This window comes from Anaerohalosphaeraceae bacterium (genome assembly GCA_035378985.1).
Taxonomy (GTDB): domain Bacteria; phylum Planctomycetota; class Phycisphaerae; order Sedimentisphaerales; family Anaerohalosphaeraceae; genus JAHDQI01.
The window spans coordinates 55,071-71,220 of sequence record DAOSUR010000009.1 but is presented as its reverse complement, the minus strand read 5'-3'; the positions used below and the strand labels follow the sequence as shown (position 1 = coordinate 71,220).

Sequence of the window (16,150 nt, the reverse complement as noted above, 5' to 3'; positions counted from 1 at the left end):
TTGCTGTTCATTTATACGGAGCACTGACGGATCATTTCATCACAGTGACGGCGCCATCCTTCCGGTCCGTGTTCCGCGAAATAATGGAATGATTCGTCGCTGGCCAGTTTTCCCAGCAGGGCTTTCCGCTGGTCACTGTCGGGAATGGTTTCGATGATGCGGGAGCGGACTTTGGCCAGTTCATCCACAAAACGACCGTGTGCGTCCGTGAAGATTTCTTCTAATTTCTGCCGGAGATGACCGGCATAGGCCGGACAGTGCCCTTCGGTGCCGATGGCAATCTGCAGGTCGCCGCGTTTGACCACGGCCGGCACAAAGAAGTCGCACAGTTCGGGCTGATCTACCACATTGCAGAGGATTTCGAGCTCCTGGCAGTCTTCATAGATGCGGCGGTTCAGGTCTGGATTGTTGGTGGCGGCAATCACGAGGGCGGCGGAGACGAGAAAATCTTTCCGGTAGCGGCTGAGGATGATTTCTGCATTGAGCTGAATCAGCACCTCTTCAATTTCAGGCAGGATATGTTCAGCGACTACGGTAACGCGAGCTCCCGCCTCTGCGAGCCCCTGCACTTTTCGAAGGGCTACGGGGCCGCCGCCAATAACTACAGCCCGCCGGCCGGCCATTTCCAGAAAAATCGGGTATTTGGCCATGCCTTTATTATATCTTTTGCGGAGGCAGGAGGGCAATCTTTTTTCCAAAATAAAAAGGATACAAGTTCGGATTTCCAGGGGGAAATTTTGTCGAAAATCCGTCTTTTATTCCTATAATAGGGCGTTGATGAGTGCTTTTTCGGAAATAAGAATTCAGACCCCTTTGAAAGACGAGCAAATCAGCCGGCTTCGGGCCGGGGACTGGGTGCGTCTGAACGGGGTTGTTTATGCGGCCCGCGACCAGGCGCATCGGCGTCTGTGTGCCCTTTTGGAAGCCGGACAGCCGCTTCCGTTTGACCTGAAAGGGGCGGTAATTTATTATGTGGGGCCGACACCGGCTGCGCCGGGGCGTGTAATCGGCTCGGCCGGTCCGACGACCTCGGCCCGAATGGATGCCTTTGCGCCGGCCCTCTTTCAGGCCGGGCTGAAGGGCACGATTGGGAAGGGATACCGTTCCAAAGAGGTTCAGCAGGCCCTTCGGCAGTATCGGGCGGTCCATTTTTCGGCGATGGGCGGCTTTGGGGCGCTTTTGTCGAAACATATTGCCGCCAGCCGAATTGTTGCCTATGAGGAGTTAGGGCCGGAGGCGATTCGGGAACTGGTGCTGGAGGATTTTCCGGCGGTTGTGGCGTATGATTGTTTTGGAAACAGTGTTTATCCGCGAGGACGTCAAGAATGAAAGCAGCAGTAATCGGGATGCTTCAGTCCGGCAAGAGCACGCTGGTGTCCGCTGTCAGCGGCAAACCGCCGGTTCCGCCGGGGGCACCGGAGATTCATGAGGTGATGGTGCCGGTTCCGGATGAGCGGCTGGACTGGCTGACGGAATTATACAAACCCGCCAAGACAGTCCATGCGACGATTGACTGCCTGGACCTGCCGGGACTGAATTTTACGGATGAGCACGGGCGGGCCGCCGCCCGCAAACTGTTTGGGCAGCTTCGGACGGTTGATTTGTTTGTTGCCGTTCTTCGGGCGTTTGAGAACGATTCCGTACCGGCGTATCGGAACCGAATCGACCCGCGCAAGGATTTGGAGGAGCTGAAGACCGAGATGCTGCTGGCCGATTTGGAGCTGGTGACCAATCGGATTGACCGGCTCGAAAAGCAAATGCACAAACCCACAAAAACGCAGGCCCGGGACAAGGAGGAACTGGCCCTTCATCACAAACTCCAGCAGGTGCTCGAATCGGAAAAACCGCTTCGTCAGGCGGCCCTGAATGCGCAGGAGCTGGAGCTGATTAAGCCGCTGGGGTTTTTGACGCTGCGTCCGATGATGATTGTGGTCAACGTCGGCGAAAAGCAGGTTGGGCAAACGATGGATTTGGGGGCGGCGGCGGACGGGGCGGAGGTGATTTGCCTGTCGGCGGAGATTGAAAGCGAACTGGCGCAGCTGGATGCGGAGAGTCGGGCGGAGTTTATGAAGGATTTGGGGATTACCAAGCCCGCCTCAGCTCAGTTTGTGCAGAGTTGTTATCGAACGCTGGGGCTGATTAGCTTTCTGACTGTCGGCAAAGATGAAGTGCGTGCCTGGCCGATTCGGGCCGGCACCATTGCTCACGAGGCGGCCGGCAAGGTTCACAGCGATATTCAGCGGGGCTTTATTCGCGCGGAAACGATGTCGTATGAGGATTTGCGCCGGCTCGGAGACGAAAAAGCCGTCAAAGCCGCCGGACGGATGCGGCTGGAAGGCAAAACCTACGTTGTTCAGGACGGCGACATCATCTGTTTTCGGTTTAATGTCTGATTAAAATTCAAAAAGCAGACCGGCGAGCGCGGAGAGGGTATAATCTTTTTCCACAATAGGGCTGTCGGTGATTTCGTTGTCCAGCCATTCAAGGTTCATCAAACCGAAAAGAGACCATTTCTCGGAGAGTTTATAGTTCAGCTGGACTCCTGTCAGCCAGCCGAGGGAACCGCCGACACTGTAAGCATTGCGGCCGGGTGCTGATTCAGAGGTCCGCACGCCGTAGTAGTAGTCGTTTAATTGTTTGTTTCTCCAGTTTACGCCGAAAGACGGAGTGAGATTAAGTGATTGAATGTCCAGTATGTCTCGAAAGGTTTTTCTCAAAGTCAGTCGACTTTCCCAGCCGCTGTGTTTGTCTAAAATGTCGTGGCTGAAGTCCAGCGACAGTACCGCAAAATTCAAGTCGTGAAGGTACCGCACGCCGAGTTCGAGGGTAGAGTCTCGGTCTGACATGCCGTCTAAATATCGGCTGTCGTTGTTGTTATACCCCTCCGTCCGGATACGTGCCAGCCCTTGGAAAGCCCAACGGTTTTCCTCACCAAAAAGAGAATATGTGGCAACCGGGCCGAACAATGTTAATTTGGGGCCCTGATAAATGAGAAGCGGGAGGGCATAGCATTCTGATTCGACGCCTTTGTAAGGTTTTTGCAGGGTCAGAAGCCCGCCGCCTGCCCACAGTTTGCCGACAGATTCAGCTTCGCTGCTGTTTTGTTCTGCGTCGGAGACGGCGGACAACGAGAGGATGATCAGAATAAGATTGTTTCGCATGGTTTGCTCCTCGAATTCTTTTTGTTTTGGTTTATTCTAAAGAGAAGCGGATGAACTACAAGAATTTTCTTATGAGGGTGAACAGCGGGGTAATCAAGGCGTAAAAATAAAAAAAGAAAGGAGACCGGAAATGAGCAGAATTCTTTACATTCAGGCATCGCCAAGGAAGGAGCGGTCAAAATCCATCCAGGTTGCGGATGCCTTTGTCAAATCGTACCTAAAATCCCATCCGGCAGATACCGTAGAAAAGCTGAATCTTTTCGAGGCGGATTTGCCGTCCTTTGACGGATTGGCGGTCCAGGCCAAATATACAATTCTGCACGGCCAAAAGCACACGGCACAGGAGCGTGAGGTTTGGGATAAGGTGGAGAAGGTTATCGAGCATTTTAAGAATGCAGACAAGTATGTTTTTGCCGTTCCGATGTGGAATTTCGGGATTCCCTGGCGGTTGAAGCAATATATCGATATTCTTGTGCAGCCGGGGTATACCTTCCGGTTTGGGCAGAACGGCTATGAAGGACTGGTTCGGGGAAAGCCGGCCATGGTGATTTACTCCCGCGGCGGCAGTTATCCGGCGGACAGTCCTTTTGATTTGCAGAAAAAATATTTCGAATTGATTCTCAGCTTTATTGGTTTTGAACAGATTGGTTCGCTTCTTGCGGAGCCGACGCTGGCGGAACCGGCGGAGTCGGAAAAAGCGGTTCAGCGTGCCCTCGAGCAGGCCCGAAAGGCGGCGGAAACCTTTTGAACGGTCTTCTTAAAAAATACTTGCTCTCCGGAAAGATGCGGTTTATGCTTTGGTTCAAATGCTGAACTTTGTTGGGTTCAGCAGCCAAAAGGAACCGTGATTTCGGAGGGCCTGTTATGAAATCATCCTTTTCTTGCCTGCATTTCCTGTTGTTGGTGTTGGGGATTTCCACGGTCATTTCTTTGTCGGCATCGGCACAGACAGCCGGAACCGGTGGGCCCGGCAGAGGGCTTTGGGGCGATTGGGAACTGAAAGTCAAATTTGAGGACCGCGAGATGGATGCCCTTGTTTCCTTTAGTCGGGATGAAAACGGCAATCTGAAAGGCGATTGGGTCAGTTTCTGGGGAGTGGCCGAGTTGAAGGATATCCAGTTTGAGGACGGCAAGCTTCGTTTTGAGCAGATTGCCCGGTTTCGCGGGGAGGAATACCGGTCGAAGTTTTCCGGCACGGTAGAAGAGGATAAACTGTCCGGAACCCTTTCGGGTGAGCGGGGAGATTCGGAAATCACGGGTCGTCGGCTCCCTCGCATTCCGAGAGCAGTCGGAACGTGGAATCTCAAATACAGGGTCGGTGAGCAGGATGTTGAAGCCAAACTGATTATTCAGATGGATAAAGAGGGCAATCTGACCGGCCAGTGGCAATCGGCTCCGGTCGAGAGCGAAGTATCGGATGTGAAGTATGAACGCGGGACCCTTACGCTGAAGCGAAAAATCAAGATGGGCGACCGTCAGATGGATACGACTTTTGAAGGAACCATCGACCGCCAGAGCGGTCTGCTCAAAGGAACGCTGAAATCGGAAATGGGGGATATTGCTGTGGAAGGAAGCCGCTTTGGGGAAGCCCTGATCGGCAGCTGGGACCTGGAGATTGTTACGGAGCAGGGACCTTACAAGCAGCGGCTGCGTGTGAATCCGGACCTGAGCGGTCTGTACGGGACCCTCCCGATTGAAAAGATTGAGTTTGACGGAACGAAGGTTTCCTTCAAGGCCAAACGGGAATTCGGAGAACGGACATTTGAAATCAGCCTGGAAGGCAAACTGGCGGATTCAAAACTGACCGGCCAGATTACGACGATGCGCGGCACCCAATCATTCGAAGGGCGAAAGATTGTCCGTGCTATGGGGCGTCCGGCCGGTGCCCTTCCGAATTGATTTCTGCAAAGCAGGAAGGTCTGCTGACCGATGTCGGCAGACCTTCTTTTCTGCGCCGTTGATTTCTTCGGCAGTCTCTGCTAAACTGCCGCTATGAAGCTTGTTTGCTGCGGTGTCAGTTTTCGTGATGCTCCCTACGAAGCGAGGGAAAAACTGGCTTTTTCTGAAGAACGCCAAAGGAGTCTGCTCCGGGCTCTGAAAGGGCATTCATCTGTTCAGGAATCCGTGATCCTGTGTACTTGCAATCGAACGGAGCTTTATCTGACCGTGGAGAAGACCGCCGACAGTGCAGGATTGCTGGAAGAAGTGATACGGGGGATGGACCCTTCCGCCGCCGACTCCTGGCACCGTTATGCAAAAGAATATGTCGGAACAAAAGCGGTGGAACATCTTTTCGCCGTGGCCGCCGGACTGGATTCTCAAATGCTCGGCGAGCATCAGATTATCAGCCAGCTGAAGGCGGCGTATGCGCTGGCCAATGAAGAACAGACCACCCGCTACCTTTTTCATCGGCTGATGCATCGAGCGTTTCGCGCATCCAAAGAGGTGCGCAGCCGGACAATCCTTCAGTCCGGAACCATTTCGCTGGGGGCGGCGGCGGTGGAACTGGCCTGGAAAGAAATGTCCCTGCCGGGCGCTAAAGTGCTTCTGCTGGGGGCCGGCGAGAATGCGGAGCTGGTGGGCCGTCTTTTGGTGAAGGTCGGAATTGGTCAGTTGTGGATTGTCAGCCGGCGTCTGGAATCCGCCCGTCAGCTGGCCGCTGCGCTTCGGTTCGGACAGCCGGCGGAGTTTGGTTCGCTGGGGGATTTGCTGGGGCAGGCTGATTTGGCTGTCTGCACGACGGCTTCGCCGACTCCGCTGATTACGGCCGCTGAGCACTCCTATCTGCTCACTCAGCGAAGCCGGCCGATTCTGATTCTCGATTTGGCGATGCCCAGAGATGTGGAGCCGGCGCTGGGGGAGATTGCGCAGGTTCGTTTGTTTAATCTGGATGATTTGAACCGACAAACGGAGGCAAGCCGTTCTATTCAGGTTGAACAGATTCAGCAGGCCGAGCAGATTGTTGCCGAACATGCACAGCGGTTTGCGGCCTGGCTGGATTCGCTTCAGACAGCGGATCTTGTCAGCGATTTATCCTCCCGCTACAGGCAGCTGGCTCAAAAGGAGGCCCGGCGTTATCAGCGGTATTTCAGCAAGTCGGAACATGCCCAGCTTCAGCGGTTTGCCGAGTCGCTGGCCCGCAAGATTCTGCACGGCCCGATTTCGTATCTCAAGCAGTGCGGCAGCCAAGAGCCCTCCGGGGATTTTTTGGGCGTGCTGGATGTGGTGCGGAAGATGCTGCTGGAAGACCCACCGAAAAAGAGACAAAAGGAATGACCCTGCTCCGTGCAGCCACACGCGGTTCGAAACTGGCCCTGATTCAGACCCAGCGGGTAATTGATGCCCTGCAAAAGGTTTGTCCGGGATTGTCTGTGGAGATGCAAATCCTCCGGACACAGGGCGACCAGCAGGCGGATGCTCCGCTGTGGAAACTGGAAGGCAGCGGTTTTTTTACCGCCCGTCTCCAGCAGGCGCTGCTGGAAGGGGCGGCGGATTTTGCCGTTCACAGTTTCAAGGATTTGCCGACCCAGACGCCGGATGGCCTGTGTATTGCGGCGGTGCTGGAGCGGGATTTTCCGGAGGATGTTCTGCTGGCCCGCAGGCCCATCCGGAACCTTCAAGAGCTGCCGCCGTCGGCCTGTGTGGGCACTTCGAGCATTCGCCGGCAGGCCCAGCTTCTTCGGCGGCGGCCCGATGTACGGGTTGAGCCGCTTCGGGGCAATGTCGAAACACGTCTGCGAAAGCTGCAGGAGGGGCGCTATGATGCCGTCATTCTGGCTCGTGCCGGACTGGAGCGGCTGGGGATACACGGCTGGAACGGGCTGATATTGGACCCGCTGGATTTCCTGCCGGCACCGGCGCAGGGAGTCATTGCGGTCGAGATTCTCCGGGAAAATGAGCGTTTGTTCGAATTGTTCCAAACGATTCATCATGTTCCGACGGCGGCGGCGGCCCAGGCGGAACGCCGGATTCTGGCTCGACTTCATCCCGGATGCCATGCGCCGGTCGGGGCCTATGCGGCAATAGAAAACGAGCAGATTACGCTGACGGCTTTCGCGTCGGGCCCGCAGGGACATCCTTTCCTGAAAGAGCGGATTTGCGGGCCGGTCCGGAATGCGGTAGAATGGGCGGATTGTCTGGCCGAGCGGCTGATTGAGCAGGGGGCTCTGGAGATTTTAAAAACGAATGCATAAATCCAAAATCTATTTTGTTGGGGCGGGTCCGGGTGATCCGGCGCTGATTACCCTGCGCGGGGCACAGCTCCTTCGTCAGGCCGACTGTGTGATTTTCGACGGACTGGTCAATGAGGTCCTGCTGGAGGACTGCCGGCCGGACTGCGAATGTCTCTGTGTCCGCAAACGAACAGGGGAAACCCCTTTTACGCAGGAGCAAATCAATCGGCTGCTGCTGGAGAAAGCCGCTCAATATCCGGTTGTTGTACGGCTCAAAGGAGGAGACCCCGGTTTTTTCGGCCGGACGGCGGAGGAAATCCAGACTTGTATTCAGGGGGGAATTGATTTTGAGGTGGTTCCCGGCGTGACGGCGGCTTCTGCGGCGGCGGCTTATTCCGGAATGTTCCTGACCGACCGGCAGTTCAGCTCACAGGTTCTTTTTGTAACCGGTCAGGAGGCCCCCGACAAAAATGAATCTTCAATTGACTGGGATTTCCTGGCCGGCTTTCGCGGCACAATCGCCTTTTATATGGCGATGAGCAATCTGGAGCAGATTGTTGCGTCCCTTTTGGCAAACGGCAAACCGGCGGATACCCCGGCGGCGGTGATTCAGAACGCCAGTCTGCCGCATCAGCGTCTGGTTCAGGCGTCTTTGGAGCGGATTGCTTCGGTCTGCCGGCAGGAGGGGATGGACGCACCGGCTATCGTATTGATTGGACCGACAGCCGTCTATCGGGAGGAAACGGACTGGTTTCGCCGTCGCCCGCTGGCGAGCAGGACTATCCTGATTGCCCGTGATGAGGAGGGGAATCGTTCATTGAGCCGACGGCTGAATGAATTGGGAGCCGACGTGCTGGGTTTGCCTGTGCTTGCCGTGCGAAACTTTGCCCAGACCGGTGCGGCGGATACGGCCCTGAATCAGCTGGAAGAGTTTGACTGGGTTGTTTTTACCAGCCGGCGCGGAGTGGAGTTTTCGCTGCAACGATTGGGTGAGCTGGGGAAAGATGCACGGGCTTTTGGTCGGGCCCGGATTGCCTGCATCGGCCCGGAGACTGCACGGGCTTTGTGCGAGTACGGTTTGCGGGCTGATTTTGTTCCGACGACGTTTACCGGTCAGGCGCTGGCGGAGGAATTGTCTGCGAAGGAGCCGCCGGCCGGAAAGAAATTTCTGCTGCTGCGTTCCGCCGTTGCTCCGGATGACCTTCCGAAGTCCCTGCAGCGGCAGGGGGCGGTTGTGGAGGAAGTTTCGATTTATACAGCGGAACCGGCGGAGCTGCCCGCTCGGCAGATTGAACCAGTCCTGGGGCGGTTGAGCCGGCGGAAGATTGACTGGATTCTTTTTGCGAGCAGTTCGGCCGTATCCGCTTTTTTGAAGGTTGTGCCGAAGGAAACTGTGCTCAAAAGCGGGGCAAAAATCGCCTCCATCGGCCCGAGCACGACCCGTCGGCTGCTGGAGGAAGAGCTTCCGGCAGCCCTTGAAGCACCCGTGCATACCCTGGAGGGGCTCACAGAGGCCCTGATTCGCTATTATGATTAATATCAGCAAATTGTATTGCGGCAAGTCCGGCCGGTCGGATGAGCTGCGTTATCCGCCGCATCGGAATCACAAGCCGATTGTGGTGTTCAACTGTACCCGGCGGTGCAATCTGCTGTGCCGTCACTGCTACAGCCATGTGCGGAGCGGCGGAAAGGAGCCCGAGCTGACGACGGAACAGGCCCGGCGGCTGATAGGCCAGATTGCCGATTACGGCTGTCCGGTTCTGCTGTTCAGCGGCGGAGAACCGCTGCTTCGCGAAGACCTATTTGCTCTGATTGAATGTGCCTGCTGCAGAGGGATTCGCACCGTTTTATCCACGAACGGCACGCTGATTCAGGATTCAACCGCTGAGCGTCTGGCGGCTCTGGGGGTCAGTTATGTCGGGATTTCGCTGGATGGGCCGGCGGAGTTTCACGATGATTTTCGGCAGGTCAAGGGGGCTTTTGCCGCGGCCGTGGAGGGAATTCGCTCCTGCCGCCGGGCGGGAATTCCTGCGGGCATTCGGTTTACAATGACGGCGGACAATATCAGGCAGATTCCTTTGCTGTTTCAGATTGCGGCGGACCTGGATGTGCGGCGCATCTGCTTTTATCATTTGATTCGGACCGGCCGCGCCGAAGACCTGGTGGAAGCGGTACCTTCCGCGGCTTTGGTGCGGGAGGCGATGGATTCGATTCTTTCCTGTACGGAGCGAATGACCGCCGCCGGACAGGCGGATGAAGTGCTCACGGTCGGCAACCATGCGGATGGGCCGTATATTCTGATGCGGCTGCGGCGGCTGTCTTTGGAGCGGGCGGCTGATGCGGAGGTGCTGCTCCGGCGGGCGGCCGGCAACCGCATCGGACAGAACATTGCCGCCGTGGACTGGGCCGGACGGGTGTATCCTGACCAGTTTTGGCGGAGTTATTCGCTTGGGAATATCCTCGAAAAGCCGTTTGCCCAAATCTGGGAGAACCCGGCCGAACCGGTTCTGACGATTTTGCGGAACAAAAAGAAGTATCGGGACCCTCGGTGCCGGCGCTGCCGGTGGTTTGATTTGTGCGGCGGCAATTTTCGTTCATTGGACGGAAGCGCCAATATCGAGTTATGGCGGAATGAGCCGCCATGCTATTTGACGGAAGAAGAGATTGCACTGGAGCAGGAGTAAGACTATGGGATTTCCTCAAATGCGAATGCGTCGTCTGCGGGCCGGTTCGGCTATGCGTCGTCTGACTGCCGGAACCAGGCTGAGCGTGAATGATTTGGTTTCTCCGCTTTTTGTCTGTCCGGGCGAAAATATCAAAAAGCCCATTCCTTCCATGGACGGCTGTTTTCACTTTTCACCGGATACCCTTGTGCGGGAAGCACAGGAAATCTGCGAGTTGGGGATTCCGGCCGTTCTTTTGTTCGGTCTGCCTTTGCGAAAGGATGCGCAGGGGTCGGAGGCTTGGTCGGAGGACTCGGCGGTCTGCCGGGCCGTTCGTGCTGTGAAGAAGGCCGTACCGGATTTGCTGGTCATTACGGATGTTTGTCTGTGTGCCTATACGGAGCACGGCCACTGCGGCCTCATCCGCGATGGAAAAATTGACAACGACCAGACTCTTCAGTGTTTGGCTCGAACGGCCCTGGCTCATGCCCGTGCCGGAGCGGATGTGGTGGCTCCGTCGGATATGATGGACGGACGAATCGGGATGATTCGCCAGACGCTCGATGAGGCGGGATTTTCGGAGACGGCTGTTTTAAGTTATGCCGCCAAGTATGCATCGGCTTTCTACGGGCCGTTTCGGGAGGCCGCCGACAGTGCCCCGGCCTTCGGCAATCGCAAAACGTATCAGATGGACCCGGCGGCTTCCGTGCGACAGGCGATGCGGGAGATAGCCCTCGACATAGAAGAAGGGGCGGATATGGTGATGGTTAAGCCGGCGCTGGCGTATCTGGATGTGATTGCCGCCGCTCGGCAGCGATTTGATGTGCCGCTGGCGGCTTACAATGTCTCCGGGGAGTATATGATGGTCAACCAGGCCGCAAAGGCGGGACTGATGGACCGACGGGAAGCCATGCTCGAAACCCTGTTGGCGATTAAACGTGCCGGTGCGGATTTTGTAATAACATATTTTGCCAAAGAAGCTGCGGCAGTGCTGAATGGATAAGCCCTTGAGAAAACCTCGGATTGCGGCCTTTGAGATTACGCGGCGGTGTCCGCTTCATTGTCGGCACTGCCGCGCGGCTGCCGACGGGCATAAGGAGGATGCTTTGACCACGAAGGAATGCATCTCCATCCTGCGGTCGCTGGCCTCCTTTGGGCACTGTGTGGTCATTCTGACCGGAGGAGAGCCGATGGCCCGTGCGGATTTCTTTGAGATTCTTCAGGCGGGCCGGCAGACGGGCTTGCGGATGGCGGCGGCAACCTGCGGCTGGTATCTGGATGAGGCGGCCGCCGAACGGCTCAAAAAGGCGGAGCTGTTGTCGATTTCTTTTTCGCTGGACGGTGCGGATGCGCAGACGCATGATGCCTTTCGGGACAGCCCGGGGGCTTTTCAGACGACAATGAAGGCCGTTCAGACCGCCCGCAGAGCGGGGCTGGATTTTCAGATTAACACCACAATTACCAAACGGAATCTGGAGCAGATGGACCGGATTGCCCGGCTTGCGGAGGAATTAGGGGCCTTCTGCTGGAATCCCTTTATTCTCGTGCCTGTCGGGCGGGGCGAGTCCATTCGAGACCTGCTTCTGGAACCGCAGGAATATGAATCTCTTCTGGAGCATCTGAGCCGGATGAAAGGTCGGCTGTCGATTGAACTTCGGCTCACCTGCGGGCCGCAGTTTGCCCGTGTGTGCCGACAGCAGAACCTGCCGAAGGCCGAGAGAGTGCCCGGCTGTCTGGCGGGAGAAGATTTTGTCTTTATTAACTGGCGGGGGGATGTGCAGCCCTGCGGGTTTCTGGAGGTTTCCGCAGGCAATCTGCTCCAAAGAGATTTTGCGTCAATATGGAGGGAGTCGGAATTGTTCGGCCGTCTGCGAAATCTGCACGGCTACAAGGGGGCCTGCGGGAACTGTGCGTATTTGACGGTGTGCCGCGGCTGTCGAGCCCGGGCACTGGCGGTTTACGGCGATTATCTCCAGCAGGACCCGGTCTGCCGGCTGGCCCAGAATATCGAGGAACGGAAGCTATGAGCAGCGACTCACTGACCGCTTTTCAAAAAGAGGTGCTGGCCGTTCTCGAAGGGGGCATTGAGGTCATCGCAGAACCGTATCATTCCATTGCCCGGCGATTGGGCTGTTCCGTGCAGCAGGTTCTGGAGGAAATTGAAAGGCTCAAAAAGCAGGGCCTCATCCGCCGGTTTCGAGGGCAGCTCGATTATCGCTTGTTGGGCAGAACGGCCTGTCTTGTGACGGCCTCAGTACCGCCCGACCGAATGGAGCAGGTTAACACGCTCGTCCGGGAGCTGCCGGGGGTTTCTCATCAATACATAAGAGACCACTTGTTTAATCTCTGGTTTACGCTGCAGGCGGAGTCGGAGGAACAGATTCAGCAAACTCTGGCCGACTTGTCCAGCCGCTGCGGCCTTGTTTTTTATGCTCTGCCGGCAATCCGGATGTTTAAACTTCAGGTGCGGTTTCTGGCGGCCCCGCCGGCTGATGAAAGAGCGGACGCCGGTTTTCAACCATCAGAACCGGTGAAACTGAACGAGCGGCAAAAGCGGGTTTTGATGTTTCTGCAGAGCGACTTTCCGGTTGTTCCGCATCCGTTCGCCCAGTGCCCCGAGATGGCGGAAATGGATTGTCTGGACGCGGTTCAGGAATTGATGCACAAAGGGATTTTGAAGAGAATTGCCGCTGTGCTGAATCATTATCGGCTCGGTTTTGCTGTCAATGCGATGGTTTGTGCGCAGGTCCCGGAGGACCGAATTGAAGCCGCCGGTGCCTCGCTGGCTTCGTTCCGTCAGGTGAGCCACTGCTATCAGCGGCGAACTTTTCCGGGCTGGCCGTATAATCTGTTTGCGATGGTACACTGCCGCAGTGAGGAGGAGCTGAACGGCTGGATTAAACAGGCCGAAAAGGCGGCAGGACCGGGTGATTGGGTGATATTGAGAACCGTTCGTGAAATAAAAAAAGAACCCGTCCGGCTTGATTTTGCCTGACGGGTTCCTGTTTTTGTTCGTGATGGGGATTACCAGCTGTCTGTTCGGAAGGAAGAGGCGGGCAGCCCTTCTTTGTTGAACAGATTCGGCTGGGCCGAGTTGGTAAATCCGTATCGGACGGCAGCGGGTTTGGGTACGTCCGGGCTGGAAACCACCACCGTGTCCCCTTCAATGACTGCCGCAGCCGGAACAAATTTGCGGTCTTCTCCGGCGATGGCAAAGTGTGTCAGCGGCCCGCCCTTGGCCGTAAGTCCTGAACCGACATGGTCGAAAAAGAGCCGGATTTTATTGCCCTCAATCTTCATTTCCCGATAAAGCGGCCCGGAATAAACCAGATTTTCCCGGCCGTATGTCTTGGCTAATGCCCACAAAGCCAGCCGTTTGGCGACATCCAGTTTGTTGGTGGGGTGGATGTCCTTCGGATTGCCGATATCCATTGTCACGGCCATGCCGCTGTTGTTCAGGAGAGATAGAATGTGGAACTGGGCTTCCCGCAAGAGAGCACTGGTTGGGTCATCCGGATTGCCGTAATCATAAGGAGCAATCTGGACATAATAGAAGGGGAAATCACCGCGTCCCCATTTCTTTCGCCAGTCCTGCACCATAGCGGGCAGGAGCCGCTTATACTGTTCGCCCCGGCCGCAGTTGGATTCGCCCTGATACCACAGGGCCCCGCGCACTCCGTAAGGAATCAAAGGGGCAATCATCGCATTGTACAGTACCGTCGGCAGATTCTGGTCCAGCGGTCTCAGGTCCATATAGCCGGGCAGGTCGTTGTAGGAAATGCTGAGCTTGTATTTCCATTCTCCGGCCAGCGAAACGGCTTTGTCCGGCTCATCCTTCGGGTAAATCCGCACTTGGTCAGGCTGGCCGTATAAACCTCCGCCGCCCATATGGTCCCAGATGCGAATGGCCAGCAGATTTTTGCCCGCCCGCGCTGTGCCCGGTTGAATGCCATAACGGCGATGGATGTTGTAAAAATCGGTCTGGCCGATTTTTACGCCGTTCAGCCAGGTTATATCGACGTCGTCAATCGGTCCCAGTTCAAGAACCAGCTCCTTTTGCGTCCAGTCGGCCGGGAGCGTGAAGGTGTATCGGTTCCAGACGATTCCGTCCAGTTTATCCAGACCGTCCTGATTCCAGAGACCCGGTACAGGCATTGCTTTCCAGCCGCTGTCGTCGTACGATTCCGAATACCATTGTCCGGGCAGACCGGGTTCCTTTTGGATGATTTGGCTGTTCCAGTCCTGCTGGAGCTGGCGAATCTGAGCACCGGTCAGGATGGGACGCTTAATTTGGTCCAATTCTTTCAATTGCGGTTCGAATTCCGGGAAAGACTGAATGGCATCCCGGCTTGTCCACGCTTCGGCGGGGGTTCCGCCCCAATAGGTTCCGATCATTCCGACAGGTACTTTGAGTTCATCACAGAGGATGCGGGAAAACAAATACCCGATGGCGGAAAAGGACGAAACGGTTTCCGGTGAGCAGACTTTCCATTGGCCGCTGCAGTCCGGCTGCGGGGTAGGAGCCGCGGCTTTATCAACCTGGAAGAGCCGGATTTGGGGATACTTGGCCGCCGCCTGAATCTCCGGAGCGGCATTTTCTATTCTGGATGTCGGCCATTCCATATTGGATTGACCGGAGCAGAACCACACTTCGCCGAGCAGGATATTTTGAATTGTAATTTTGTTTTTCCCCTGAATAGTCAGGGTATAAGGCCCGCCGGCTTCACCGGTTTTGAGGATAATTTTCCAGGTCCCGTCCGGTCCGGCCTTTACAGTCTGGCTGACCTGAACTTCCGGCTTCCAGGTGTGGGTGACGGTGATTGACTCATCCGGGTCAGCCCAGCCCCAAATGGCGACTTCACTGTTGCGCTGAAGAACCATGTTGTCGGACAGAATTGCCGGCAGACGGACATCGGCTGAACAGAAATTTGCCAGAACGGCCGCAATCAAAATCCCTTCGAACCTCTTCCAAGTTTTCATACAATGCTCCTTTGTTAAAACAGGAAAAAGTTTTGTTTGACAACCGGTCATTCTACTTTGTTTGGAAAGGGACATCAAGCAGATATTTATAAGTCGATTGTGTGATTCCTTCTTGAAGAATCGTGCCGGCTGCTGTAAAGTATCGCCGGTCTTGTTTGAGCGAAAGGAAGCGGTTTATGAAATGGCGTCAGACAGCGGTTTATTTGATTCTCGGCCTGTCGGCTGTATTTTTCATTTCCGGTGTGGTTCGCAAAATCAATCTGCTGCGTCAGAGGGCGTCCATTTCCAAAACGATTGCCGTTATTCCCAAAGGAACAGCTTCGATGTGGTGGGAGGTTGTGCGGCAGGGGGCCGCCAAAGCCGCTCAGGAACGCGGCTATCTCATTTCCTGGACAGGTCCGGAACAGGAAAGCGACCGGGAAAAGCAAATCCAGGCGGTTGAAGACGCCGTTGTAAAGAATGTTGTCGGGATTGTCCTGGGGCCCAACGATGCCAAAGCCCTGGCTCGTCCCGTGCAGAAAATCAAAGCCGCCGGCATTCCCTGCGTGATTATCGACTCAGCGGTAGAGGCCGACCCGGCGGATTATGTGTCGTTTGTGGCTACCGATAATTATCTGGGCGGAGCCAAGGCCGCTCGTCGGCTGGCGCAGGCCTGCGGCGGCAGAGGCAAAGTGATTTTGACGAAGTTTATTCAAAACTCCGCCTCGACCGACGCCCGTGCTCAGGGATTTCGGGAGACTCTGGCCCGCGAATTTCCCCAGATGCAGATTGCCGCGGAACAGTACACACTCGGCACGGTGGAAGATTCCCGCCAGAAGACGGTGGATATGCTGATGCGCAATGCGGATGTCATCGGCCTTTTTGCCGTTAATCAGCCGACAACGGTCGGGGCCTATAAGGCCCTGCAGAACCAGGAGCTGCTCGGCAAGGTGAAAATGGTCGGCTTCGATTCGGACCCGGTGGTGCTGGAAGGGATTGAAAAGGGAGGGGTTGAGGCCCTCGTGGTGCAGAACCCCTTTGCGATTGGATACGAAGGGGTTCGGATTTTAATTGAGGCCGTGGAGGGCCGATCGGTTCCGAAACAGGTTCCGATTGAAAGTATGATTGTCGAGCGGGAGAATCTCGAAGAGATGAAGCAGAAATTTCCGGCGGCGTTGGGACTGTAAGGAGGCGG

Annotated in this window: 15 protein-coding genes; 12 read left to right on the top strand and 3 right to left on the bottom strand. The window is 56.0% G+C overall.

Annotated elements, in window-relative coordinates:
* Positions 1-11: 11 nt before the first annotated feature.
* Positions 12-650, bottom strand: coding sequence for a bifunctional precorrin-2 dehydrogenase/sirohydrochlorin ferrochelatase (locus tag PKY88_08055; GenBank protein ID HOQ05149.1), 639 nt, complete (start codon positions 648-650; stop codon positions 12-14).
* Positions 651-777: 127 nt separating this feature from the next.
* Between PKY88_08055 and PKY88_08050 the strand changes: the two genes are divergently transcribed.
* Positions 778-1,329, top strand: coding sequence for a Fe-S-containing hydro-lyase (locus PKY88_08050; GenBank protein HOQ05148.1), 552 nt, complete (start codon positions 778-780; stop codon positions 1,327-1,329).
* Positions 1,326-2,393 (top strand): redox-regulated ATPase YchF, encoded by a 1,068-nt coding sequence (gene ychF / locus PKY88_08045; GenBank protein HOQ05147.1) that lies wholly within the window; start codon positions 1,326-1,328, stop codon positions 2,391-2,393. The genes PKY88_08050 and ychF overlap by 4 nt, the downstream gene beginning before the upstream one ends.
* Here the strand turns inward: ychF and PKY88_08040 are convergent, their stop codons facing one another.
* Positions 2,394-3,161 (bottom strand): MipA/OmpV family protein, encoded by a 768-nt coding sequence (locus PKY88_08040; GenBank protein HOQ05146.1) that lies wholly within the window; start codon positions 3,159-3,161, stop codon positions 2,394-2,396.
* Between the two features lie 130 nt (positions 3,162-3,291).
* Here PKY88_08040 and PKY88_08035 point away from each other — a divergent pair, with 130 nt between their 5' ends.
* From PKY88_08035 to PKY88_07995, 9 genes are all read left to right on the top strand, one after another.
* Positions 3,292-3,909: an NAD(P)H-dependent oxidoreductase gene (locus PKY88_08035; GenBank protein HOQ05145.1), complete on the top strand. Its 618-nt coding sequence runs from the start codon at positions 3,292-3,294 to the stop codon at positions 3,907-3,909.
* Positions 3,910-4,025: 116 nt separating this feature from the next.
* Positions 4,026-5,060, top strand: coding sequence for a hypothetical protein (locus PKY88_08030; protein ID HOQ05144.1), 1,035 nt, complete (start codon positions 4,026-4,028; stop codon positions 5,058-5,060).
* Positions 5,061-5,153: 93 nt separating this feature from the next.
* Positions 5,154-6,437, top strand: coding sequence for a glutamyl-tRNA reductase (gene hemA / locus PKY88_08025; protein HOQ05143.1), 1,284 nt, complete (start codon positions 5,154-5,156; stop codon positions 6,435-6,437).
* Positions 6,434-7,354, top strand: a complete 921-nt coding sequence (gene hemC, locus PKY88_08020; GenBank protein ID HOQ05142.1) for a hydroxymethylbilane synthase — start codon at positions 6,434-6,436, stop codon at positions 7,352-7,354. Before hemA ends, hemC begins: the two co-directional genes overlap by 4 nt.
* Complete coding sequence (cobA, locus tag PKY88_08015) at positions 7,347-8,870, top strand: uroporphyrinogen-III C-methyltransferase (protein HOQ05141.1); 1,524 nt, start codon at positions 7,347-7,349, stop codon at positions 8,868-8,870. The genes hemC and cobA overlap by 8 nt, the downstream gene beginning before the upstream one ends.
* Positions 8,863-10,017: a radical SAM protein gene (locus PKY88_08010; protein ID HOQ05140.1), complete on the top strand. Its 1,155-nt coding sequence runs from the start codon at positions 8,863-8,865 to the stop codon at positions 10,015-10,017. The genes cobA and PKY88_08010 overlap by 8 nt, the downstream gene beginning before the upstream one ends.
* A 4-nt stretch (positions 10,018-10,021) precedes the next feature.
* Positions 10,022-10,999, top strand: a complete 978-nt coding sequence (gene hemB / locus PKY88_08005) for a porphobilinogen synthase (protein HOQ05139.1) — start codon at positions 10,022-10,024, stop codon at positions 10,997-10,999.
* On the top strand, positions 10,992-12,023 hold the full coding sequence (locus PKY88_08000) for a radical SAM protein (GenBank protein HOQ05138.1): 1,032 nt from the start codon (positions 10,992-10,994) through the stop codon (positions 12,021-12,023). The genes hemB and PKY88_08000 overlap by 8 nt, the downstream gene beginning before the upstream one ends.
* A complete protein-coding gene (locus PKY88_07995; protein ID HOQ05137.1) occupies positions 12,020-12,991 on the top strand; it encodes a hypothetical protein in 972 nt (323 codons plus the stop codon). The genes PKY88_08000 and PKY88_07995 overlap by 4 nt, the downstream gene beginning before the upstream one ends.
* A 29-nt stretch (positions 12,992-13,020) precedes the next feature.
* Here PKY88_07995 and PKY88_07990 read toward each other — a convergent pair whose 3' ends face one another.
* Entirely contained in the window at positions 13,021-14,976 is a 1,956-nt protein-coding gene (locus tag PKY88_07990) for a sialate O-acetylesterase (protein ID HOQ05136.1), read from the bottom strand.
* Between the two features lie 176 nt (positions 14,977-15,152).
* On the opposite strand from PKY88_07990, the gene PKY88_07985 reads away from it, so the two are divergent.
* Positions 15,153-16,142, top strand: coding sequence for a substrate-binding domain-containing protein (locus PKY88_07985; protein ID HOQ05135.1), 990 nt, complete (start codon positions 15,153-15,155; stop codon positions 16,140-16,142).
* Positions 16,143-16,150: the final 8 nt, after the last annotated feature.